The organism is Sphingomonas sp., from assembly GCF_036387595.1.
Taxonomy (GTDB): Bacteria; Pseudomonadota; Alphaproteobacteria; order Sphingomonadales; family Sphingomonadaceae; genus Sphingomonas.
The window spans coordinates 42,612-64,765 of the sequence record NZ_DASVTL010000113.1 but is presented as its reverse complement, the minus strand read 5'-3'; the positions used below and the strand labels follow the sequence as shown (position 1 = coordinate 64,765).

Sequence of the window (22,154 nt, the reverse complement as noted above, 5' to 3'; positions counted from 1 at the left end):
ATCTCTGCGCCCTCCGCGCCTCCGCGCGAACACCCTTCTTGTCGCTGTGCGAGCTTCGTCGACAGTCGGCGCCGGATAGGGAGCCGTTCCATATGCGACTGCCCTGCCCTGGCCCTGGGAGGGGGCGGATTTTCAATGTTGCCAGAGGGTCTGTAAGCCGGGTTCTGTCCACCGCCCGGAAGCGGATGGGCGACCATTCCTCTAGGACGACGCTTGCGCGCCGCCTCAAGCGACCAACCCGGACGGCGAGCCGGAACGAGGCCCATGTGCCGTCCCTATTCGGTCTTGCTCCCGGTGGGGTTTGCCGTGCCGCTCCCGTTGCCGGTCGCGCGGTGCGCTCTTGCCGCACCGTTTCGCCCTTACCCTGCCGAAGCACGGGCGGTGTGTTTTCTGTGGCACTGTCCCTGACCCGGCTTGCGCCGAACCGCCGGGCGTTACCCGGCACCGTCGTTCCGTGGAGCCCGGACTTTCCTCGCCCCCGCCCTTAAAGCGAAGCCGCGGTCGCCCGACCCTCTGGCAGAGCGCGTCTACGCTGTCGGCGGAGGAAAGGGAATGGCGGATCTTGGTGGGCGGGCGAGAGGCGCGGTTTGGCGAGACAGATCGAGATGGCTGCGGTCCCCGCATGTGGCCACCTTTCTCGAAAAGGATCGAGTTTTGGTAATGGCATCCCGGTCGTCATGATAGCATATCTGCACACGATCGCGGCGGAATAGGAAACGGTGGTGCTGACATTGATGCTCATGCTGGCGACGCCGGCCTACACCGTACCGCCGGGTCTGGCAGGAGTGGCCGGCTTGCAAGGTTGCTGGCGAGTAGGCGGACAGGTTCAGGGCAAAGACTCGCCGTCGATCGCGCGGGGCGAGTGGCATTTGGGCCGGCGCTATTTTACTCTGCACCTGCGCGCGACCGGATCGGACCCGTATGAGGCAGCAATCACCTATGGCGCCGGTGAGAAGCCCCAAGCCATCGGGTCGGTATTTTCCGACACCTTTGGTGGCCTGTACGAACCCTCGCTTGGTCTCGGCGAGCTGGAACAGGGCGGGTTCGTGCAACGCTACCGCTTCTCAGACGCGACGTATGTAAATCGGTTCAGCCGCTCCGGCACTGGCTGGCGTTGGACCATCACCGAGGAGACGAAGGACAAGCCGCCGTCCGTCTTTGCGGACTATCACCTGCGCCCGGCTTCATGCCGCGCAATGAAGTTCGATTACTGAGGTAACCGGCCCAAGCGCCTTCCCGAAAACGAACCTACAGGGAGAAAACGCGCGGGCAAGGTCGGTCGGCGTACAGCCCGGTGCACGTTTCCCGCAATCTGTTCCCGATCGGCTTTTCCCGAAATCGATCGACCCAGATGCGAAAACGGGAAAGATGCGCCGTGTCCGAACAGTCGGTCTCGAACGCTGACGACGTCGGGACATGACCGGCAGCCGGACGCAAGCGGCCCGCTTCACTCGTCGCCCTGCGGCTTCGGCAAGAGCAATGCCAGGAGGATCATGCGGCATTCGGCGTCGATCTCGCCGTCAATGAGTTCGGGGCGGAAGCGGCGCTGGAACGCCATGATCGCGGCCATGCGGTCGGTGACATCGTAACCGAAGCGTTCGAGCGCCAGGCAGAAGCCGCCCTCGGTCCACATCGGGTCCATCAGCCCCTTCGTCGGGCGAGGCAGCGCCAGGCGGCGGCGGGCGAGCGCGTGCCAGTCGAACAGCTCGCCGGGGTCGCGCTTGCGGGTGGGCGCTATGTCGGAATGACCGACGACGTTGCCGCGGGTGATCTCGTGCCGGTCCTTGATCTCGGCGACGAGGGGGATCAGCGCGGACATCTGTTCTGGCGGGAACGGGCGATAGCCGAATTCGTGGCCGGGATTGACGATCTCGATGCCGATGCTGACCGAATTGACGTCGTCGACCTCTCGCCAGTGCGAGCGTCCAGCGTGCCAGGCACGCTTGCCCTCGTCGACCAGACGCAGGATGCGTCCGTCCTCATCGACCACATAGTGGCATGACACCTTGGCTGCCGGATCACATAACCGGTCGATCGCGCTCTGCGCATCCTGCATGCCGGTATAATGCAGCACGATCATCGACACCCGTGCATCGCGGTCGTCGAAGTTGGGCGAAGGGCAGTCGATGATCTTCAAGCGATTGTCCTCTATGCCACCGGCGCCGGCACCGCGACGGGCGCCGCGGTCCTGGCGCTGCGGATTGCGATGATCGCGACACCAGCCAGCGCGATCAGGCCGCCGAGCACCATGATCGCGGTGATCGGCGTGCCGAAATACCAGGATGCCGCGACCACCGAAATGACCGGCGCGGCCAGCGTCAGCGGCACTACCGCGCTGACCGGATGCCGCTGGAGCAGCCAAGCCATCGAACCCTGCCCCAGCACGGTCGAGCCGATCGCCGAAAAGGCGATCCATCCCATCGTCTCCATGCGGATCGCCGGGATGCCGCGCACCGCCTCCGGCTCGAACGCCCAAGCGCAGGGGGCGAGGACGACGACCCCCATCAACCCCACCCAGGCGTAGATCGTCGGCACGGGCACGCCCACCAGCTTGCGCTGGATCAGCAGGCCGATCGCCCAGATCAGGCTGGCCAGTGCTATCAGCGCCAAGCCGGCCCCCTCGTCCGCCGCCGCCGGATCGAACACCAGCAGGACCACGCCGGCGAAGGACAAGGCAATGCCCAGCATACGGGGCCAGTGAACGCGCTCGCGAAAGATCAGGATGGCGAGCAGCAGCGAAAAGGGCACGCCCAACTGCCCGGCGATCGCCAGCGCACCGATATTGTCCGACACGCGGATCGCCAGATTGTTCGCGATGAAGAAGAAGCCACCCGCCAGCGCCCCCAGGATCAGCAACGGCCGCATCCGCCCCGGCACGATGCGCAGCGACCCCGCACACACTGCGAAGACGATCCCCTGACGCAGGAGGCCAGCGGTCAGCGGCGCCACCGCGCCCACCGCGACCTTCACCGCGACGATGTTCAGCCCCCAGAGGATGTTCATCGCTGCCGCGACCGCCAGGTCGCGGGCGCCCATGCCGGGCCGGAGGGAAGCGCTCGCCATGTACGCCCGCTTGCCGCCCCACCGCGGCAAAGTAAACCGCCCGAACCTGCCGTCAGGCGGCGATCTCGGCCGCGGTGTCGCGATTGCGCGCGCGGCCATAGAAGCCACGCATCCGGGCGCTGGGCTCGAAGCGCGAGGTCTGGCCGATGACGGTCTCACCGGCACCGAGCACCAGCAGCCCGTCGGGGCGCAGGGCGCTGGCGATCCGGGCGAAGACTTCGGCCTTGGCCGGCGCCGCGAGATAGAGGAGGACATTGCGGCAGAGCACGACGTCGAACCGGCCGGGCGCGGCATCGGCCGTCAGATTGTGGCGGCGGAATGCGATCATCCGGGTAAGCTCGGGCTTGGCGATCCAGTCTCCGCCGCGTTCGTCGAACCAGCGTATCATGCGGCGGACCGGCAGCCCGCGCTGTATCTCGAACTGGGTGAAGCGGCCTTCGCGGGCGCGGGCGACAGCGACTTCGGAGACGTCGGTCGCGACGATGTCCGGCGGGGCAATACCGTCGCGTTCCTGGCGTTCGGCAAACGCGATGGCGAGCGAGATCGGTTCCTGCCCGGTCGCGCACCCCGCGCTCCACACCCGTGCACGTCGCCCCGACGCCTCGATGGCAGCGACCGCCTCGACCACCTGATCGATGACCTGGCCGTCGCGGAAGAAGGAGGTTTCCTGGTTCAGCAGCGCATCGACGATCCGGTCGGCGATGGTGCGATCGTGCCCTTCGAGAAGCGACGTCACGAGCCGGTCGATCGTGTCGAGTCCGCGCTCGCGCACCAGGGGCTTCAAGGCCGTGTCGATACGCCAGGCGCGATAACTCGTGAGCTGCTGACCGGTGCGCGCTTCGAGCAGATCGGTGAGCACCGCCAGCGACGCGGCCGAACACGAGGGTGAGGACGACGCAAGCGGGGCAAGCGGCGGTACGCCCGCAGGCGTCGGGGAATGGAGCATCATTTCTTGCGGCATCCAGCAATAAGGCGGCCGATCGTCTCGGGGTCGAGGAAGGCGGCAGCGATGCCGTCGACGGCGCCGGGCATGCCCCAGACGACCGAGGTGGCACGATCCTGAGCGAGCACGCAGCCACCGGCGTCGCGGACCAGCCGTGCGCCCTCGGCCCCGTCGCGGCCCATGCCGCTGAGCATGACTGCCAGCGCGCCAGGCCCGAATACCCGCGCCACCGACGCGAGCATCGGGTCCACCGAGGGCATGCAGCCGCTCGCGGCGAAATCGCGCACCAGGCGAATGGATGCGCTGCGATCGGACAGGCGCACGCAGCGGATGTGCGCATCGCCAGGCGCCAGGATGACCCGGCCGGGGCGCACCCGCATGCAATCGACTGCCACGTCGCACGGCCGCCCCGCGAGCACCGCGACCTGCGCCGCGAAATAGGGCATGAACGAACCGGGTAGATGCTGGGTAATGAGGATCGGCAGCTGCATGTCCACGGGAAGCGCACGCAGCAGCGAGGACAAGGCGTGGATCCCTCCGGTCGAGGCGCCGATCGCAACGATCTCATAGGCCGCGGGATCGAAGCCCGCAGGATAGTCCGGTGCGGTAGGACCAGCAATCGGCCGCGGCAAAGGCGATGCGGCGACGGGTGAAGACAGCGGGGCGAGATCGGCGCCCAGTTCGGCCAGCTTGTCGAGCAAGCGTCTGGAAAAGCCGCCCGCCAGCCCGCCCAACGTCGGCTTGCTCACCCTGTCGACGGCGCCCATGGCCAATGCCTGAACGGTGCTGCTGCCCCGGTCGTCCGTACCGGACGAGACCACGATCACCTTGGCGCGGGGCGCCGCGGCGATGATGTCGGGCAGAGCGGTGAGGCCGTCCACCCCCGGCATCTCGATGTCGAGCAGGATGAAATCCACTGCCTCCGTCTGTAAGAACGAAAGCGCAGCCTGCGCCGTGGATACCGACCCCGCAACCTTGTATTCCGGGCTGGAGTCGATCGCGCGGCCTATCACCGCCCGCGCGACCGCCGAATCATCGACGATCAGCACCCGTCCGGCATGGGGCACCACGCGCTCGCTGGCGGTAAGAGTGGCGCCGGGCACCGTGCAGGCAGTTTCAGGCGACGCCGACGATGGAGAGCTTGCTCTCCAGGGTGTCACGATCGAACGGCTTCATCACATATTCGTCCGCCCCCGCCTCGATCGCGGCGCGGATATACGCCATGCCGTTCTCGGTGGTGCAGAACACCACCTTGGGAGTGACGGGCAGCGGCGTCTCGCGCAGGGCACGAAGGAAATCCATGCCACTCATCACCGGCATGTTCCAGTCGAGCAGGATCACGTCCGGCGGCGATGCGATACAGGCGTCGAGCGCCTCGCGCCCGTCGCAGGCCTCGCTGACGGTGAAGTCCAGCGTCTCGAGGATATGTCGAGCGACCTTGCGGATCACCTTGGAGTCATCGACGACCAAGCACGTCTTCATCGGAACCCTTCCGTAAGCAGAACTGGATTGCAGCTATGGTGCGCCTGTCTTGGCGCGGGAATCATATCATCGCGTTAAGCAAGCAAGGTTTACGCGACGTTAGCCATCACCGGCACGAGCGCGGCGATATCGAGGATCAGCAGCGGTTCGCCGTCGCGCTCGACCATCCCGGTGCCCGCGACCGCCCAGCCACGGTCGAGCGCGAGGCCCGAAGACAGCGGCAGGCGATCGAAGGGCGCGACATCCTCCAGCGCCTCGACGATGAACGCGTAATCGTGGCCGTCGACCTTGGTGATGACAGCCCGCCGCACCATCCCCGCTGTCGATTTCAGGCCGAGCGCCAAGCCGGTGTCGATGACGGTGACGACGCGGCTGCGCAGCGCCGCCAGCCCGCGGATTGCAATTGGTGCGCCGGGCACCGCGACGACATCGCCGATGTCGACGACCGAGCCGACCTGACCGGTCTCGATCGCGACACCGCGTCCGGCGACGCGAGCGAGCAGAAAGAGTTCGGTCATGCGGCGGCTCCGGTTCGTTCGGCGATCGCGGCGATCAGGGCGGCACGATCGTAGCGATAGACGCTGGGCGCGGCACCCGATGGCAGCCGATCACGGCGCAGACGGACGACCGGCGCCGGGGTCGCGGCAAGCGCTGCTTCCTCCATCGCCAACGTCACCGCCGGGGTCTCGCCTGGTGCAAGCGCGGCGACGCAGCGATAGCCGGATGCTTCGAGCGCCGGCTTCAGAAACACCTCCATCCACCCGCTACCGTCGCAATGCAGCAGGCATATCGGCGAATGCGCGACCCCGTTGCCCTCGCCCGCGAACAGCGCGTGGGCGTCGATCACCTCTACCGGGGCGCCATCGATCATGGCGACCCCCGCGACGAAGCCACCACCGCGTGCCGGGGCGATCTCGGCAGGCAGTGCGACGATCTCGATTGCCTCGGCGATGACATAGCCGATCTCCACCGCGCCGTCCGTCAGGCGCAGCACCGCCGTATTGGCCCGGGTGCCGAGCGACCCACAGGCATGAAGCGGGATGATCGCTCCGCCGGTGACCAGCCGCAAGCGTCCCGCGGTCTCGCGGATCGCATCGACGCCGACCGTCTCCACCCGATCGACCACGGCGAGCGGAACCGCCCGGCGCCGGCCATCGAGATCGTCGAAAAGCAACGCACGGACGGGAGGCATCACTTCCGCTGCGACGGTATCGTCAATCGCCTCGGGCACGAAGCGCAGGCCCGCCGCAGTGGCGATCCCTGCGGCATCCAGCAGCAGCATGGGCAGCCCGCTGTCCGGCAGCGTCTGCCCGGCATAAAGGCCGGTCGCCATCACCGCCGGCGCGGCGGGGCGCACGACGAGTTCTTCGGTATCCAGTACCGCATCGAATGCCAGAGCAAACCGGCCGTCGCGCACCGACACGATCGCCAGCAGCCGCGCCTCCCCTTCGCCGAAGCCGAGCAGCAGGCCGAGCGAAACGAGCGGCATCCGCTGGCCGCGCACTGCGGCGACCGACGCACCACCGACCCGGTCGATCCGCACCGTGTCGCTGCGGATGGTAACGATCTCCTCGATGGCCTGGCGGGCTATGGCGAAACGCTGTGCACCGGCTCCGAGTACGATCGTCGGCAGGATCGACAGGGTGAGCGGCATCTGAATCGAGATCGTCAGCCCCTGCCCCGGCCGATTGTCGAGCGCGACGCGACCACCGATATGTTCGATGTTGGCGCGCACGACATCCATGCCGACGCCGCGTCCGGAAATGTCGGTGACCGAATCCCGGCTGGTGACGCCCGGCGAGAAGATCAGCTCGAGGCGCGCCTGGGGCGGCATCGCCGCGGCCTCGCGTTCGCCGATCAACCCGCTCTGGACGGCTTTGGCAACCAGTCGGTCGGTGTCGATACCCTGCCCGTCATCGATGATTTCGACCAGCACCTGGTTGCCCGACTGGCGTGCCGATATGTGAAGTCGTCCGGTTTCGCGCTTGCCCGCAGCGGCACGGGCCGCCGGTGTCTCGATGCCGTGGTCGATCGCGTTGCGAACGATATGGACCAGGGGGTCGCGCATCATCTCGATCATCTCGCGATCAAGTTCGACGTCGGCGCCGTCGATATGGAGCGTCACCGCCTTGCCCAGCCCCGCGGCGGTATCGCGGACGATGCGCGGCAAGGCGGAAAAGAGCGCGTCGATCTTTTGCATCCGCGTCCGGGTAACCGTGTCGCGCATGTCCGCCACCGTGAGCGACAACCGTTCGAGCGCCGCTTCGACGCGCGGCTCGACGACCGCCTCGTCGCGCAGGCGGCGGGCGAGTTCGTTGCGCGCCAGCACCATCTCCGACATGCCGTTCATCATGCGATCGAGCAGGTCGACGTTGAGGCGCACCGTGCGGCTGGCGGTGCGATGCGTCACCGCCTGCGGCGTGGCTGAGACCGGCGCCGCATCCTCTTCCAGCGCGGCAATCAGCAGGTCTTCGGGCGCGTCGTCCAGCGCTATCCCCGCGTCGATCGCCTCCACCAGTTCGCCGATCCGGTCGACGATCGCCAGCACCGCACTGACCAGCGCGGTATCGGGAACGCGCTTGCCGTCGCGAACCTGCGCCAGCACGTCTTCGGCGGCGTGGCTCAGCCGAGCCAGCCGCGGCAGATCGAGGAAGCCGCAGCTCCCCTTCACGGTGTGGACGAAGCGGAAGATGGCATCGAGCCGCGCGCGATCGTTCGGCTCGGCCTCCCACGCCACGATCTCCCCCGCGAGCGGCTCGAGCGTCTCGCGGGTCTCGGCGATGAATTCCTGAATCAGATCGTCCATCGGAGTCCCGGCCATGTGTCGGGACCGTCATGACGATGCGGGGTTAAGGTCCGGTTTACCTCACTCCTGCGTCAACTCGCGTTGAGCGTCGCGCCCAGGATCACGATGCCGTCGGCGGGCAGCGATACCTGAACCGAGCCGCCACGTTCGGCCACGATGCTGTGGACCATGAAGCTGGCCGCGGTGCGCGCGCTGACCGCGGTGTCCCCCTCGCCCTCGGTCAGGGTCCGCCGGATTTCGGCGTCGAGCAGGACGCGTGGCCCCTCGCCCTGCACGACGATCTCCACCTGGCCGCCGTTTTCCTCCGCCCCGATCGACAGCGTACCGCCGCGGACCAGCGAATCCGCACCGATCAGCGCCAGGTTCAGCAGGGTCTTCACCGCCGCCTTGGGCAGGGTCTCCGCCTCGACCAGCCAAGCGAGCGTCTTGCCCTTGCCCTCGGCGACCAGCGCCTCGATCGCCTGCCGCGCTTCGCGAACGTCCACCTGTTCGCCGAACCCGCCCGCCGCGCCGAACGCCAGGCGGAAGAACTTGAGCTTGTTGGCCGAGGTGCGCGCGCTGTCGGCCAGCAATTCCATGCAGCGCTCCCGCATCGCCGGGTCGGTTTCGTCGGCCAGCAGTTCCAGGCCGTTGTTCAACGCGCCGACCGGCGACAACAGATCATGGCACAGTCGCGAGCACATCAGGCTCGCCAATTCCACCGGACTGACGGTCATAGGGACATCCTCATCATCGCGGCCCTTCTGGAACGGCGGCGCCGACTGCGCAAGGCACCGGATCGAAGCGATTTTCGATCAACCCATGCGGAACAGCGCGCCAGAGCCGCGCACTGTCGGCGCCGACGATGAGCCAGAGCGAGCCGTCGGGCACGGCATCGGCGGCGTCGCGCGGCGAGGGTAGCGACGATCCGTCCGGGTGCGAATGATAATGGCCGACGATTGCGGGGCCACCCGCCCGCGCTGCCCGATGCGCGGCGATCAGCGCTACGGGATCGATCTCGAAGCGGCGCGCAGGGTCCGCGGCGACGTTGCGGCACGGCACGGCGAGCATGATGTCGTCGTCCTTCGCCAGCAGCAGCCCGCAAGCCTCCCGCCCCTCGTTAGCGGCGACATCAGCGCGGATCGTGGCTAGGGCGGCAGTTGAAATTGTCGGGATCATGCCCACATCGCTACGACATGGACCGGGGGGTTTCCATCATCGAGGCAGTGATCGCGGACGCGGCGGATGGCTGGCGGCTGGACCGTGCGCTCGCCGATGCTGTGCCCACCCTGTCGCGCGAACGGCTGAAGGTGCTGATCGCGTCGGGCGCGGTGACCGGCGATGGCCGCGCGCACCGCGACCCCGCCCGCCGCACCACTGCCGGGGACACCTTCGCGGTCGCGGTGCCCGCCCCCGCCCCGGCGCACAACGAGGCGCAGGATATTCCGCTCGTCGTCGCCTATGAGGACGAGCATCTGATCGTCATCGACAAGCCTGCCGGGCTGGTCGTCCATCCCGCGGCGGGGAATCTGGACGGAACGCTGGTGAACGCACTGCTCCACCATTGCGGCGGATCGCTTTCGGGGATCGGCGGCGTGGCACGGCCGGGGATCGTCCACCGCATCGACAAGGACACCTCCGGCCTGATGATCGCGGCCAAGACCGACCGCGCGCACGAGGGGCTCGCCAGGCAGTTCGCGGACCACAGCATCGACCGGCGGTACAAGGCGATCGTCGGCGGACGGCCCCGCCCGGCCGAGGGCAAGGTCGACGCGCCGCTCGCCCGCTCGCCCGCCAACCGCAAGAAGGTGGCGATCGTCGCCGGCGGGAAGCGCGCAGTAACCCATTACAGCACCGCGACCATTCTGCGGGATGCCGCGCTGGTCGAATGCAGACTGGAAACCGGGCGGACGCATCAGGTGCGCGTCCACATGGCGTCGATCGGCCACGCCCTGCTCGGCGATCCGGTCTACGGCCACGCTAAGGGCAAGACGCGCGTGCTCCTCGAAACGCTGGGTTTTCGGCGGCAGGCATTGCATGCGGCGCGGCTGGGGTTCATTCATCCGATAACCAAGATCGCTTTGGCGTTCGAAAGCGAGATGCCTGCCGATATGCAGGAACTGTTCAGCAGTCTTCACGTATAGACGATCGTGTTCTACGCTGCATCGCGGCGTGAACGCGCAAGGGAAGGACCATCATGGCAAAGAGCAACCTACCAGCGACGGTCCCGGCCCTTGGCGGCGAAGCGAGCCTGAACCGCTATCTCTCGGAAATCCGCAAGTTTCCGCTGCTCCAGCCCGAGCAGGAATATATGCTCGCCAAGCGCTTCCAGGAGCATGGCGATACCGAAGCCGCGGCGCAGCTCGTCACCTCTCATCTGCGGCTCGTCGCCAAGATCGCGATGGGCTATCGCGGCTACGGCCTGCCCACGTCGGAACTGATCTCCGAGGGCAATATCGGCCTGATGCAGGGCGTGAAGAAGTTCGAACCCGATCGCGGCTTCCGCCTCGCCACCTATGCGATGTGGTGGATTCGCGCCTCGATCCAGGAATATATCCTGCGTTCGTGGAGCCTGGTGAAGATGGGCACCACCGCGGCGCAGAAGAAGCTGTTCTTCAACCTGCGTCGGATGAAGTCGAAGCTCGACGCGTTCGAGGACGGCGACCTCAAGCCCGAGCACGTCACCAAGATCGCCACCGACCTGGGCGTCGCCGAAGCGGACGTCGTCAGCATGAACCGCCGCATGGCGATGGGCGGCGATACATCGCTGAACGTGCCGATGCGCGAGGATGGTGAGGGCCAGTGGCAGGATTGGCTGCAGGACGACTCGCCGCTGCATGACAGCGTCGTTGCCGAAGCGCAGGAAGCCGATGTCCGCCACACGATGCTGGTCGATGCGATGGACGACCTGAACGACCGCGAGAAGCACATCCTGACCGAACGGCGCCTGACCGACGATCCCAAGACTCTGGAGGAACTGAGCCAGGTCTACGGCGTCAGCCGCGAACGCGTCCGCCAGATCGAGGTGCGTGCGTTCGAAAAGCTGCAAAAGGCGATGATGCGCATCGCCGGCGAGAAGCGGTTGCTGACCGCGGGTTGATGCGCCTCGGCCTCGGGGCGGTGCGGGTTTCGCCGCCGCGGGGCGTGTCGTAAGGTCAGGCGCATGATCCGCATCTTCGGTTGGCTGTTCAAGGCAGCCTTGCTCTTCATCGGCATCTCCGTGCTTTGGGTAATCGTGCTGCGCTTCGTGCCGGTGCCGTTTACGCTGACCATGGCGGGCGATCTGGTGAACGGCCGTGGCGTGACGAAGGACTGGACGCCGCTTTCGAGGATCGACCCCGATATGGCGCGCGCCGCCATTGCCGGAGAGGACGGGCGGTTCTGCACGCATTCGGGATTCGACTGGCGCGCCATTGCGGGGGCGGCGCAGGGCAATGCGCGGGGGCGGCGTATCCGGGGTGGATCGACGATCAGCCAGCAGACCGCCAAGAACGTGTTCCTGATCCAGGGCGGCGGTTACGTCCGCAAGGTGTTCGAGGCCTGGTTCACGCTGTTGATCGAGCAGCTCTGGGGCAAGCGACGGATCATGGAAGTCTATCTCAACGTCGCCGAGACCGGGATCGGCACCTATGGCGCACAGGCGGCTGCGATGCGCTATTTCGGGCATGACGCGTCGCGGCTGACGCCGACCGAGGCCGGGCGGATCGCGGCCGTGCTGCCACTTCCGAAGAGGCGTGCGGCGATCGACCCGCGTGGGTTCGTCCGGCGGCATGGCAATGCGATCGCGCGTACCGTGGGGTCGGTGCGGCGGCTGGGTCTGGACAGTTGCTTGCGGTGACTCACCGCGGCAAAGCCTTGTCGTGGGACGGGTCTCACGACGGGCACTTGGGCATGGAGGGCGTCACCTTTACCCGTTCGTGCTGAGTAGAGGCCGAGTAGCCGCGCAAGCGGCGTATGGAGGGCTCGTACCGAAGCACCGTTGGTACGCGACTCCCCTGTCCTTCGATACGCCCTCTCGATACGCTGCTCCGCAGCTACTCGATGGCTACTCAGGACGAACGGTGTGGGTCAGACTGATGCCATCATGGCCTAAAATGGCAGCTTGAAGCCCGGCGGCAATTGCAACCCGCTCGTCATCTTCGACATTTCGCTGCCCGACGCCGCATCGGCCTTCGCCCGCGCATCGTTGAAGGCGGCGACGATCAGGTCTTCGAGCATCTGCTTTTCCGACCGTTCGACCAGCGAATCGTCGATCGCGATGCCGATGATCCGGCCTTTGGCCGACGCCTTCACCTTGACCAGCCCGCCGCCCGACACGCCCTCAACCTCGATCTCGTCGAGATTGGCCTGCGCCTTTTCGAGCTCGGCCTGGACGTTCTGCGCCATCGCCATGATGTCTTCGAGATTCTTCACATGCTGCTCCGTTGGTTGGTCCATGTTTCGAGCACCGCGTCGGGAAAGGCGGCGCGCGCCGCCTGTACCATCGGCGAGTCCCAGATCGCCTGCCGCTCCGCATCCGCGGCCACCTTCGCCGCCTCTCGCAACGTCGGCACCCCCGGAGCATCCTCGATCGTGATGCGCCAGGCTTGCCCGGTCGCTTCCCTCAGCGCATCGGCGATATCGCGGATGCTGTCCGAGGAAAACGGCCGGGCGCCGCTCAACACCAGATTCGGCGGGGCATAGCGCACGACGCTGGCGCCGTTGTGCAGGCGTTCTGCCGCCAACGGCTGCCGGCGATCCCGGAGGAACGCGACCAGGCCCTCGAAATCGGTCGGCGCGCCCTCTGCCGTCGGTTCGGCGGTCGGCGCGGGGGCGGCTGCCGGGGCTGATATCGGCACAGCCGGCGTGATCGCGCCGCTGGCCAGCCGACGCGCGAGATCGCCCGGATCGGGCAAGGTCGAGGCGTGGATGGCGCGGAGCAGCGCCATTTCCGCCGCCTCGATCGGCAGCACGGCGCGCGCCACCTCGTCATGGCCCTTCAGCAGCAATTGCCACAGCCGATGAAGCGCGGGGAACGACAGCGCCGCCGACCATTCGGCCAGTGCGGCGCGTTCCTCGGCAGGCTGCGCGGCATCCGGGGCGGCGCCGACCTTGGCCAAGGTGATCCCGTGAACGGTTTCCAGCAGCGCGCGCAGCACCGAGGCCGGATCGACCCCGTGGTCATACTGACGCCGCAGCGCCGCCAGCGCAGTCTGCGCATCGCCGGCCAGCAATGCACCGAGCAGATCGCGCACCGCGCCGCGATCCGACAGGCCGAGCATGTCGCGCACCGCATCCGCCGCGACCCCGCCGCCTTCGATCCCCGCATGCGCGATAGCCTGGTCGAGAATCGACAGCCCGTCGCGCGCCGATCCTTCGGCGGCGCGCGCGATCAGCATCAACGCATCGGGATCGGCGGCAACGCCCTCCTGCTGGCAGACTTCCGCGAAATGGGCCGCGAGCTTATCCGCCGGAATCCGGCGCAGATCGAATCGCTGGCACCGCGACAGCACGGTCACGGGAACCTTGTCGACCTCGGTCGTCGCGAGCAGGAATTTGACGTGCGGCGGCGGCTCCTCCAGCGTCTTCAGCAAGGCGTTGAAGGCGGGCTTCGACATCATGTGGACTTCGTCGATGATGTACATCTTGTAGCGGGCCGATACCGATGCGTAGCGCACCGCGTCGGTCAGCTCGCGGACGTTGTCCACGCCGTTGTTGGACGCCGCGTCGATCTCGATCACGTCGATATGGCGACCCTCGGCGATCGCGCGGCAGGGATCGCACACGCCGCAGGGGTCGATCGTGGGGCCGCCCTGCCCGTCCGCGCCGATGCAGTTCAGCGCCTTGGCGATCAGCCGCGCGGTCGACGTCTTGCCGACCCCGCGCACCCCGGTCATCAGGAAGGCATGCGCCAGCCGATCGCGCGCGATCGCATTGCCCAGCGTGCGGACCATCGCATCCTGGCCGATCAGCTGCGAAAACGTCTGCGGCCGATATTTGCGCGCGAGGACGCGGTAGGCCTCGGGCTTGGGCGGCTCGGGCCGTTCTTGGGGCGGTTCGCCGAGATCGAAAGAGTCGGTCATTGGCGTGCTGTCTAGCGACTTGCGAGCGCGGAGTCGAAGGCGCTCGACGATCTGGAACCGGACGAACCACACGCTACGTCCGGAGGGAAATCGTTCTCACCGCGGGGGCAACGGCCTTGGCGCGACGGTGCGATAGCGGAACATAGAACGAACATGGTTCGGCTATGGCATGATCGGGTGCGGTAGGAAAGTGTGTGATGGGGCCGGGTGGGCGGCGCCGCGGCAAAGCCGCGTCGTCGGACGGGGCTTTGCCCCGCCGGCCGCGCTTGCCAGCGTGACGCGGTGCAACCGCGTTCTCGCTGGCTGCGCGGTGGGAGCCGGGACGACCCGTGGCGGAATCGTTGCGGCTGCTTCCTTCCGGACCTGACCGGGTTGGCGACGACCACGTCCGCCCGACTCCCACGCGCCCTATGGCGGAGCCGGACGGCCGGGGTCAAGCCGTCAGGATTTCCATCGACGATCGCATATGGACGGCGACAAGGCTCGCGCAGCGAGAAGATGAAGTGTTTTCACGCGGAGGCGCGGAGACGCGGAGAGGCTGTTCACTCACAGGCGGCGTTTCTTATCTGCAAAGGGCGAGGAGGTGGAGAGCAGCGTTGCTGCTCATTAGAGTCGTTCGCGACCAGGTTGATACGCGATCGCCCCTCTCTGAAGGGCAGGGCTATCGCATATCGCCTTATGGGAGGTTTATGCGCGTTGAATAGCCAACGCCTCCCCGGCGAAGGCCGGGGCCCAGGCGCACAGGTCGTGCGGACGTCAGGACGAACCTTACCATCTACGTATGCCAGCCTGGGCCCCGGCCTTCGCCGGGGAGGCGGTGATCTTGCATCCTCGACCGCGCCATATGCAATTCTCCTCCCCTGAAGGGAAGGCGAGAGCAAACCTGGTCGAGTTCGACTCTAGGTTTGCCCCCAGCGCGCCACCTCCGCGTCTCCGCGCCTCCGCGCCTCCGCGTGAACAGAACCTTCTTCCCGATCCTCGGCTTAGCGGCGGACCGTGCGGCAGATGCGCACGCGGTTGCCGTTGCGGCGGCGCTCCATGCGGCACACCTTGCGGGTGCGATAGCGGCGGTCGTCGGTCCGCACGACGGTGCGTTGAGTGACGACCCTGCGCTCCTGGTAAGTGCGTTGTGGCGCGGCGACCGCGGGCGTGACGGGCGCAAGTCCGGCGAGCATGGCCAGACCGGCGGCGGCGAAGGCGAACAGCTTCATCATGATATTCCTGATGTGGGTTGGGAACGGCGAACGCGGCTGGCGCCGTTCGGCTCCTCGTAACAATGGCGTACGCGACGGGCCGAAGCGCATTACGGGATGCGGACGGTCATCCCGTCGAGCGCGGCGGCGAGGCGGATCTGGCACGACAGGCGGCTGGTGCGGGTGGCGTGCGGGGCGAGGTCCAGCATGTCCTCTTCTTCCGCGACGGCGGCGGGCAGGCGCGCGAAATCCGCCGCGTCGACGATGACGTGGCAGGTCGCGCACGCCATCGCGCCTTCGCACGTGCCCTCCAGCGGCTGACCGTCCGCCTGGCCCGCGGCGAGCAAGGTCGTGCCCTCCTCGGCGGTGGCGGTTCGGCGGCTGCCATCCCTGCTTACGAAGACAATCGCGATCATCGACCTTGCGCCTGCGCCGCCGCGACGAGGGTGCCGATCGCACGGACAAGTTCGTCCTCGTCGGTGTAGCGCCCGAAGCCCAACCGGATCGACGACCGCGCCTGCGCATCGCTCAGCCCGATCGCACGCAGGACATGGCTGGTTCGGCCGGAGCCGGACGCACAGGCGGACCCGGCCGAAAAGGCGATGTCGCGGCAATCGGACATGAGGCGGTTCACGTCCAGCCCGTCGCGGCGGACGTTGAGGTTGCCGCGATAGCGGTGGTCGATCGAGCCGTTGATCGTCCAGCCGCGCAGGCGATCGGTGGCGAGCGACCACAGCCGATCGACATGCGCCAGATCTGCGTCGCGCCGCTCCGCCATCAGCCGCGCCGCCATCCCGAAACCTGCGCACAGCGCGGGCGACAGCGTGCCCGATCGGCCCCCTTCCTGATCGCCGCCGTGGAGCAGCGGTTCGACGGCCAGCCCATCGCGAATCCACAAGGCGCCGATGCCTTTCGGCCCATGGACCTTGTGCGCGGATACCGCGATCAGATCGCAGCCAGGGGGAATGGTGACGCGACCATAGCCCTGCACCGCGTCGCACAGGAACAGCGCGCCAGCGTCTCGCGCCATCGCCGCCAATTGTTCGACCGGCTGCACGACGCCGATCTCGTTGTTGACGAGCATCGCCGCGACCAGCCCGACGCCTGGGCTGATCGCAGCCTGGGCGGCAACCATGTCGATGATGCCGTCGCTGCCCACCGGCAGGATGGTGACCGGTCTGCCCCGCCGAGCCTCAGCGGCCACGGTATCGAGGACGGCGGCATGTTCGGTGGCGATGGTGACGATCGCGCCGGCGGTGCCCTTGATCGCCCAGTTCAGCGCCTCGGTCGCGCCGCTGGTGAAGGCGACGCGGCCACCCGGCGGCAGCAGAGCGGCGACCTGATCGCGGGCGACTTCCACCGCCGCTTTCGCGGCACGGCCCGCGCGGTGCGCCGAATGGGGGTTCGCGTGGTGCGATTCGAGCCATGGCAGCATTGCGACCAGCGCTTCGGGCGCGAGCGGGGTCGTGGCCTGGTAATCGAGGTAGATCATTGAACAAACCGCCGGGTCGCGCGGGCCACGTCGCGCCAGGCGGCGATGAAGGCGGCGACCTCCGCCTCGGTCGTCGGCCGGCCGAAGCTGACGCGGACGACTTCGCGGCCGGCGGTCTCATCCCAGCCCATTGCCGCCAGGACGTGGCTGGGCTTCAGGCTCCCGCTCGCACACGCACTGCCCGCAGACACCGCGAAGCCGGCCATGTCGAGGCGGATGAGCTGGGTCGTCGCGGCGACTCCGGGCATGCGATAGGCGCCGATCGCTGGGTGGCGGGGGGTTCCTTCGGCGACGATTTCCCCACCCGACCGGCGGATCGCATCGTCGAGCAGATCGCGCAGCGCAGCCAGCCGGGCGGTGTCCTCCGGCTCCACCAAGGCGGCGGCATAGCCGGCCAGCCCCGGCAGGTTCTCGGTCCCCGCGCGATAGCCGCGCTCCTGCCCCCCGGTCGGGCTGAGCGTCGCGAGGTCGCGGACGAGGAGCGCGCCGACGCCGGGAGGGCCACCGCGTTTGTGGGCGGACAGGGCGACGAAATCGGCATGCTCGGCGACGTCGACGTCGGCGCCGGCGGGCATCTGTGCAGCATCGACCAGCAGCAGCGCGCCGGCGCCGTGGATGATGCGCGCGAGGGTGGCGATCGGTTGGCGCACGCCCGTTTCGCTGTTCGCCCATTGGATGGCGACCAGCGCGCGGCCGTCGCCCACCAGCGCGCCGGCGAGCGTATCCGGGTCGATCCGGCCGTCGCTCGACACGGGGATCGTGGTCGCACGGCCGCTCGCACGCAGAACCGCGTCATGCTCGACCGCGCTCACCAGCACCCGGTCCACCAATGCCCGGTTCAGGACGATGCCGAGCGATTCGCTGGCGCCGCTGGTGAACAGCGTCTCGCCGGTCCAGCCATAGGCCGCAGCGACCGCGGATCGTGCCGCTTCGACCGCCGCCCGCGCGCGCCGCCCCTCGGCATGAGGCGACGACGGGTTGGCCCAATCCGCCATCGCCGCCGCGACCGCCGAGCGCGCGTGCGGCGTCATGGGCGTCGTCGCAGCATGATCCAGGTAGGTGCGGATGGTTCGTTCCAATTGCGAGCGGCGGCTTTTCGCCTATATAGCGCGCAACTCGCTCCGCTTCACGGGGCGCCGACATCCGATTGTGCGAGACCTATGCCAGAAGTCATCTTTCCCGGCCCCGAAGGCCGTCTGGAGGGCCGTTTCGCCCCCGCCCCCCGCCCGCGCGCGCCCGTCGCGATGATCCTGCATCCGCACCCGTCGTCCGGGGGCACGATGAACAACCGCATGGTGCAGGAACTGTACAAGACCTTCCAGAAGCGCGGCTTTGCGACGTTGCGGTTCAACTTCCGCGGGGTCGGCAAGAGCCAGGGCGTGTTCGACAACGGCATCGGCGAACTGTCGGACGCCGCCTCGGCGCTCGACTGGGTGCAGAGTTTCCACCCCGAGGCTTCGACGACGTGGATCGCAGGGGTCAGCTTCGGCGCGTGGATCGGCATGCAGCTGCTGATGCGGCGCCCCGAAATCCGCGGCTTCATCTCGATCGCGCCCCCTGCGAACATGTACGACTTCACCTTCCTCGCGCCATGCCCGTCGAGCGGGATCATCATCCAGGGGGCAGCCGACGAGGTGGTGACGCCGGCCGCGACCCAGAAGCTGGTCGACAAGCTGCGCACGCAAAAGCACATCACGATCCATCACGACACCATCCCGAAGGCGAACCACTTCTTCGAGCATGAGATGCCCGAGCTGATGGGCAGCGTGAACAAATATCTGGACATGCGGCTCGCGCCGGATTCGCCGATCCGCTGAGCGACCGGGCAGCGTTCCAAAGACGCGGTGGCGCCGACGCGCCACCTCGCATCAGGCGGGCGTCAGCCGACCTTGTCGGCCAGACCTTGTAGCCCCGACGAATATACGCCCTCGATCGCCGCGCGTGCGGCTTCGTCCGGCGCGCCGGCGGCCTCGAAGGTGCCGGTCCAGGTTACCGTCGATCCCGCACCCTTGCGCGCGACGGAGAGCGTCGACACGTAGTGCGCCACCGGGAGCGGGCCGCTGAGGATGGTGTAGGTGTAGCGCATCCGCGCGGCATCGCGGCCGACCTGCTTTTCGACGATGGTGCCGCCGCCGCGCAGCGAAAGCTGGCGCTGGGGACTGCGCTTGACCGAGGTCAGCACGCACCGCTCGATCGCAGGGTGCCAGTCGCCGATGCCACAGAAGCCGCCGATCGTCTGCCACACGGCTTTGGGGGCGGCCCCGATGTCCAAGGTCTTCGTCACCGTCAGCTTGGCCGGCGGCGCGGCCGCGGCAAGGGTAACGCACGCAAGGATCGCAAGCATCGGCTTCATGATCGGCCCCTCCCCATGTTTTTCGGGTGGTGTAGACCGCCCATTCACCATGTCCAGCCGCAATCCCGGATCGCACCCCTGTCCGGGGGCGGTGCTAGCGGGTCGAGCGGTCTAAAGCGTCCAGATAAGGACGTTGGCGATCAGCACGACCGCCATGACGAGCATCAGCGTGCCCTTCCGAACGTCGCGCTTCTTCGCGATCAGGACACCGCCGCCGATGAGGCAGGCGAAGGCGGCGAGCATCGCGATGGCGGGAGCGGCGGCGGCAATGGTGTTCACGACGGCGGCATAGCCGATCCTTCGGGGCGCAGGGAAGGGGACTAGCCGCGTCTGCTGGCGCAGGCTGGGGGCGGCTCGCTTGTGGCAACCCCCCTCCACCACTCGGCTTCGCCGAGCGGTCCCCCTCCCCGCCATGCGGGGAGGATCAGGTTGCGTTCATCGCCCTGGCATAGCCGGCCAAATCCACGTTGCCGCCGGAGAGGATAACGAGCGTACCAGGTTCGATCGGCACCTTGCCCGCCAACACCGCCGCCAGCGCCACCGCGCCGCCGGGTTCGATCACCAGCCGCAGCCGTTCCGCCGCCCAGCGCTGTGCCGCCGCGGTTTCGGCCTCGCTGACCGCGACGCCGGTCGCGTCGCGGCGCGAGAGGACGTCGAACGTCAGCGTCGAGACGCGCGTCGTCATCAGCGAATCGCACGCGGTCGGCGGCGGGTTCGGGCCGACCGGCTCGATCCACGATGCCTCCAGGCTGCGGCGCATGTCGTCCCAACCCTCCGGCTCGACCACCGTGATCGCCGCGCCCGGCAGCGCCAGCGCGATACCCGACGCCAGCCCGCCGCCGCCGCACGGCACGATCGCGCGGACGGGTGATCCCAGCCCGGCCGCCTGCATCTGCGCCACGGCCTCGACGCCGACCGAGCCCTGCCCTTCGATGATCCAGGGATCGTCGAAACTGGGCACCAAGGTCGCGCCCCGCGCCTCGGCCAGCCTGCCCGCGATCAGTTCGCGGCTTTCGGTCGCGCGGTCGTAATCGACGATTTCGGCCCCCATCGCCAGCGTCGCTTCCCGCTTCACCCGCGGCGCATCGCGCGGCATCACGATCGTCGCGGCGATTCCCAGCCGCTTCGCAGCCCAGGCGATCCCCTGCGCGTGATTGCCCGAGGAGAAGGCGACGACGCCGCGTGCCCGCGCCGCATCGTCGAGCGCGGTCAGCCGGTGCCACGCGCCGCGCAGCTTGAACGCGCCCACCGGCTGGAGCGATTCGGCCTTGAACGCGATGGGCACGCCCTTGATTTCGGCAGTGAAAAGCGGCGTCGGCGGCAGGATGCGGGCGATCTTGGCGGCGGCATCGCGGACCCCGGCACCGGTGGGCTGTCGCAGAATTGTCACAATCCGTGTCCCTCTTGTGCCAGCCACTTTACATTGCCGAAAGTGGACCCTATTTCCGCCATCCGCTGCCCCATGGGACTTCCAACCGCAAGGCAGCTTTTCACCGTCGGCGAAAGCCACTTGGAGGTCCCTTGATTTGCACAAGCATCATAGCGCGCTGGGGTTAGCTGCCACCCCGTCTTCTCCCGTTTCCGGAGTAGAGATCGCCAATCGCGCACCGGTCGATCCGGTGACGCTTCTTCGTCCGCATGCGGCTTCGCGCGCGGCGCGGTTCTTCGTCGAGAAGTTTCCGGGCCGGTCGATGTATGCGGTGAAGGCCAATCCCTCGCCCGATCTGCTTCGGGTGCTTTGGGAAAGCGGCATCACGCATTACGACGTCGCCTCGATCGCCGAGGTACGGCTCGTCGCACGCACCCTGCCACAAGCGACCTTGTGCTTCATGCACCCGGTCAAGGCGGAGGAGGCGATTCGGGAGGCCTATGCCAACCACAATGTGCGGGTGTTCTCGCTCGACAGCATGGAAGAGCTGGCGAAGATCACCCGTGCGACCGGCGACGCGACCGACCTGACCTTGTGCGTCCGGCTGCGCGTGTCGTCCGAGCACAGCAAGCTGAGCCTCGCGTCCAAGTTCGGTGCCGCACCCGGTGAGAGCAAGGAATTGCTGTTCGCGGCGCGGCAGGCGGCGGATGCTTTGGGCATCTGCTTCCATGTCGGCAGCCAGGCGATGACGCCTGAAGCCTATGCGCAGGCGATGGAGCGGGTGCGCGCGGCAATCGTCGAGGCGGCGGTGACGGTCGACGTCATCGACGTCGGCGGCGGCTTTCCGTCGAGCTATCCGGGCATGGAACCACCGCCGCTGGAGCGGTTCTTCGAGACGATCCACCGGTCCTTCGAGAGCCTGCCGATCAGCTATTCCGCCGAATTGTGGGCGGAGCCGGGCCGGGCGCTGTGTGCGGAATATTCGTCGCTGGTCGTGCGCGTCGAAAAGCGCCGTGGGTCCGAACTGTTCATCAACGACGGCGCTTATGGCGCGCTGTTCGATGCCGCACATATCGGCTGGCGCTTTCCGGTCGAGCTGCTTCGCGAGCCCGAAAGCCGTGCCCGCGACATGGAGTTCAGCTTCTACGGCCCGACCTGCGACGACATGGACCATATGGCCGGCCCGTTCCTGCTGCCCGCGGACACGCAGGCGGGCGATTATATCGAAATCGGGATGCTCGGCGCCTATGGCTGCGCGATGCGGACAGCATTCAACGGCTTCGGAGCGAACGAGGCCGTCGTGGTCGCCGACGAGCCGATGACCTCGCTCTATCTCGAAGACGAAGTCGAGATCGCGTCGAACGTCGTCACGCTGTAAAGACTCGACCCTAGAGCAAAGAGAATGCGGCGGG

At 67.6% G+C, this 22,154-nt stretch carries 24 protein-coding genes and 2 other RNA genes; 6 read left to right on the top strand and 20 right to left on the bottom strand.

Going from position 1 to position 22,154, the window contains the following annotated elements; translation table 11 throughout:
- Positions 1 to 137: 137 nt before the first annotated feature.
- An RNA gene (gene rnpB, locus VF643_RS13290) (RNase P RNA component class A) lies at positions 138 to 517 on the bottom strand.
- Positions 518 to 722: 205 nt separating this feature from the next.
- Between rnpB and VF643_RS13285 the strand changes: the two genes are divergently transcribed.
- A complete protein-coding gene (locus VF643_RS13285; protein ID WP_331043862.1) occupies positions 723 to 1,214 on the top strand; it encodes a hypothetical protein in 492 nt (163 codons plus the stop codon).
- A gap of 233 nt (positions 1,215 to 1,447) precedes the next feature.
- Here the strand turns inward: VF643_RS13285 and VF643_RS13280 are convergent, their stop codons facing one another.
- The 9 genes from VF643_RS13280 to VF643_RS13240 form a co-directional block, all read right to left on the bottom strand.
- Positions 1,448 to 2,137, bottom strand: a complete 690-nt coding sequence (locus VF643_RS13280) for an N-acetylmuramoyl-L-alanine amidase (protein ID WP_331043861.1) — start codon at positions 2,135 to 2,137, stop codon at positions 1,448 to 1,450.
- A gap of 11 nt (positions 2,138 to 2,148) precedes the next feature.
- Positions 2,149 to 3,063 (bottom strand): DMT family transporter, encoded by a 915-nt coding sequence (locus tag VF643_RS13275; protein WP_331043860.1) that lies wholly within the window; start codon positions 3,061 to 3,063, stop codon positions 2,149 to 2,151.
- A 52-nt stretch (positions 3,064 to 3,115) separates the two neighbouring features.
- On the bottom strand, positions 3,116 to 4,012 hold the full coding sequence (locus VF643_RS13270; protein ID WP_414713865.1) for a CheR family methyltransferase: 897 nt from the start codon (positions 4,010 to 4,012) through the stop codon (positions 3,116 to 3,118).
- Positions 4,009 to 5,109: a chemotaxis protein CheB gene (locus VF643_RS13265; RefSeq protein WP_331043859.1), complete on the bottom strand. Its 1,101-nt coding sequence runs from the start codon at positions 5,107 to 5,109 to the stop codon at positions 4,009 to 4,011. Before VF643_RS13265 ends, VF643_RS13270 begins: the two co-directional genes overlap by 4 nt.
- A 13-nt stretch (positions 5,110 to 5,122) precedes the next feature.
- The gene (locus tag VF643_RS13260) at positions 5,123 to 5,488 is read right to left on the bottom strand and encodes a response regulator (RefSeq protein WP_331043858.1); all 366 of its coding nucleotides are present in this window, start codon (positions 5,486 to 5,488) and stop codon (positions 5,123 to 5,125) included.
- An 89-nt stretch (positions 5,489 to 5,577) separates the two neighbouring features.
- Positions 5,578 to 6,006, bottom strand: coding sequence for a chemotaxis protein CheW (locus tag VF643_RS13255; protein ID WP_331043857.1), 429 nt, complete (start codon positions 6,004 to 6,006; stop codon positions 5,578 to 5,580).
- Positions 6,003 to 8,294 (bottom strand): chemotaxis protein CheA, encoded by a 2,292-nt coding sequence (locus VF643_RS13250; RefSeq protein ID WP_331043856.1) that lies wholly within the window; start codon positions 8,292 to 8,294, stop codon positions 6,003 to 6,005. The genes VF643_RS13255 and VF643_RS13250 overlap by 4 nt, the downstream gene beginning before the upstream one ends.
- Positions 8,295 to 8,365: 71 nt before the next feature.
- Positions 8,366 to 9,010 carry a histidine phosphotransferase family protein gene (locus VF643_RS13245; protein ID WP_331043855.1) on the bottom strand — a complete coding sequence of 215 codons (645 nt, stop codon included), beginning with the start codon at positions 9,008 to 9,010 and terminating at the stop codon, positions 8,366 to 8,368.
- A 13-nt stretch (positions 9,011 to 9,023) separates the two neighbouring features.
- A complete protein-coding gene (locus VF643_RS13240) occupies positions 9,024 to 9,452 on the bottom strand; it encodes a M67 family metallopeptidase (protein WP_331043854.1) in 429 nt (142 codons plus the stop codon).
- A 17-nt stretch (positions 9,453 to 9,469) separates the two neighbouring features.
- Here VF643_RS13240 and VF643_RS13235 point away from each other — a divergent pair, with 17 nt between their 5' ends.
- The 3 genes from VF643_RS13235 to mtgA all read left to right on the top strand — a co-directional run bounded on the left by VF643_RS13235 (position 9,470) and on the right by mtgA (position 12,111).
- On the top strand, positions 9,470 to 10,417 hold the full coding sequence (locus tag VF643_RS13235; protein WP_331043853.1) for an RluA family pseudouridine synthase: 948 nt from the start codon (positions 9,470 to 9,472) through the stop codon (positions 10,415 to 10,417).
- Positions 10,418 to 10,470: 53 nt separating this feature from the next.
- The gene (rpoH, locus tag VF643_RS13230; RefSeq protein WP_414713864.1) at positions 10,471 to 11,373 is read left to right on the top strand and encodes an RNA polymerase sigma factor RpoH; all 903 of its coding nucleotides are present in this window, start codon (positions 10,471 to 10,473) and stop codon (positions 11,371 to 11,373) included.
- A 63-nt stretch (positions 11,374 to 11,436) separates the two neighbouring features.
- The gene (gene mtgA, locus VF643_RS13225; RefSeq protein WP_331043852.1) at positions 11,437 to 12,111 is read left to right on the top strand and encodes a monofunctional biosynthetic peptidoglycan transglycosylase; all 675 of its coding nucleotides are present in this window, start codon (positions 11,437 to 11,439) and stop codon (positions 12,109 to 12,111) included.
- A gap of 251 nt (positions 12,112 to 12,362) precedes the next feature.
- On the opposite strand, the gene VF643_RS13220 is transcribed toward mtgA, so the two are convergent.
- From VF643_RS13220 to VF643_RS13190, 7 genes are all read right to left on the bottom strand, one after another.
- On the bottom strand, positions 12,363 to 12,686 hold the full coding sequence (locus VF643_RS13220) for a YbaB/EbfC family nucleoid-associated protein (protein ID WP_331043851.1): 324 nt from the start codon (positions 12,684 to 12,686) through the stop codon (positions 12,363 to 12,365).
- Positions 12,683 to 14,335: a DNA polymerase III subunit gamma/tau gene (locus VF643_RS13215; RefSeq protein ID WP_331043850.1), complete on the bottom strand. Its 1,653-nt coding sequence runs from the start codon at positions 14,333 to 14,335 to the stop codon at positions 12,683 to 12,685. Before VF643_RS13215 ends, VF643_RS13220 begins: the two co-directional genes overlap by 4 nt.
- Positions 14,336 to 14,642: 307 nt before the next feature.
- An RNA gene (gene ffs, locus VF643_RS13210) (signal recognition particle sRNA small type) lies at positions 14,643 to 14,738 on the bottom strand.
- 580 nt (positions 14,739 to 15,318) lie between these two features.
- Positions 15,319 to 15,549 (bottom strand): hypothetical protein, encoded by a 231-nt coding sequence (locus VF643_RS13205; RefSeq protein ID WP_331043849.1) that lies wholly within the window; start codon positions 15,547 to 15,549, stop codon positions 15,319 to 15,321.
- Positions 15,550 to 15,638: 89 nt separating this feature from the next.
- Positions 15,639 to 15,944 (bottom strand): 2Fe-2S iron-sulfur cluster-binding protein, encoded by a 306-nt coding sequence (locus VF643_RS13200; RefSeq protein WP_331043848.1) that lies wholly within the window; start codon positions 15,942 to 15,944, stop codon positions 15,639 to 15,641.
- Positions 15,941 to 17,020: a cysteine desulfurase family protein gene (locus VF643_RS13195; RefSeq protein WP_331043847.1), complete on the bottom strand. Its 1,080-nt coding sequence runs from the start codon at positions 17,018 to 17,020 to the stop codon at positions 15,941 to 15,943. The genes VF643_RS13200 and VF643_RS13195 overlap by 4 nt, the downstream gene beginning before the upstream one ends.
- The gene (locus VF643_RS13190; protein ID WP_414713863.1) at positions 17,017 to 18,051 is read right to left on the bottom strand and encodes a cysteine desulfurase family protein; all 1,035 of its coding nucleotides are present in this window, start codon (positions 18,049 to 18,051) and stop codon (positions 17,017 to 17,019) included. The genes VF643_RS13195 and VF643_RS13190 overlap by 4 nt, the downstream gene beginning before the upstream one ends.
- A 129-nt stretch (positions 18,052 to 18,180) precedes the next feature.
- Here VF643_RS13190 and VF643_RS13185 point away from each other — a divergent pair, with 129 nt between their 5' ends.
- Positions 18,181 to 18,837, top strand: coding sequence for an alpha/beta hydrolase (locus VF643_RS13185; protein WP_331043845.1), 657 nt, complete (start codon positions 18,181 to 18,183; stop codon positions 18,835 to 18,837).
- A gap of 62 nt (positions 18,838 to 18,899) precedes the next feature.
- Here the strand turns inward: VF643_RS13185 and VF643_RS13180 are convergent, their stop codons facing one another.
- The 3 genes from VF643_RS13180 to VF643_RS13170 form a co-directional block, all read right to left on the bottom strand.
- Positions 18,900 to 19,373, bottom strand: a complete 474-nt coding sequence (locus VF643_RS13180) for an SRPBCC family protein (RefSeq protein WP_331043844.1) — start codon at positions 19,371 to 19,373, stop codon at positions 18,900 to 18,902.
- 111 nt (positions 19,374 to 19,484) lie between these two features.
- Complete coding sequence (locus VF643_RS13175) at positions 19,485 to 19,652, bottom strand: hypothetical protein (protein ID WP_331043843.1); 168 nt, start codon at positions 19,650 to 19,652, stop codon at positions 19,485 to 19,487.
- Between the two features lie 145 nt (positions 19,653 to 19,797).
- Positions 19,798 to 20,763 carry a threonine/serine dehydratase gene (locus VF643_RS13170; protein WP_331043842.1) on the bottom strand — a complete coding sequence of 322 codons (966 nt, stop codon included), beginning with the start codon at positions 20,761 to 20,763 and terminating at the stop codon, positions 19,798 to 19,800.
- A gap of 136 nt (positions 20,764 to 20,899) precedes the next feature.
- Between VF643_RS13170 and VF643_RS13165 the strand changes: the two genes are divergently transcribed.
- A complete protein-coding gene (locus VF643_RS13165) occupies positions 20,900 to 22,120 on the top strand; it encodes a type III PLP-dependent enzyme (RefSeq protein ID WP_331043841.1) in 1,221 nt (406 codons plus the stop codon).
- The last annotated feature ends 34 nt before the right edge of the window (positions 22,121 to 22,154 follow it).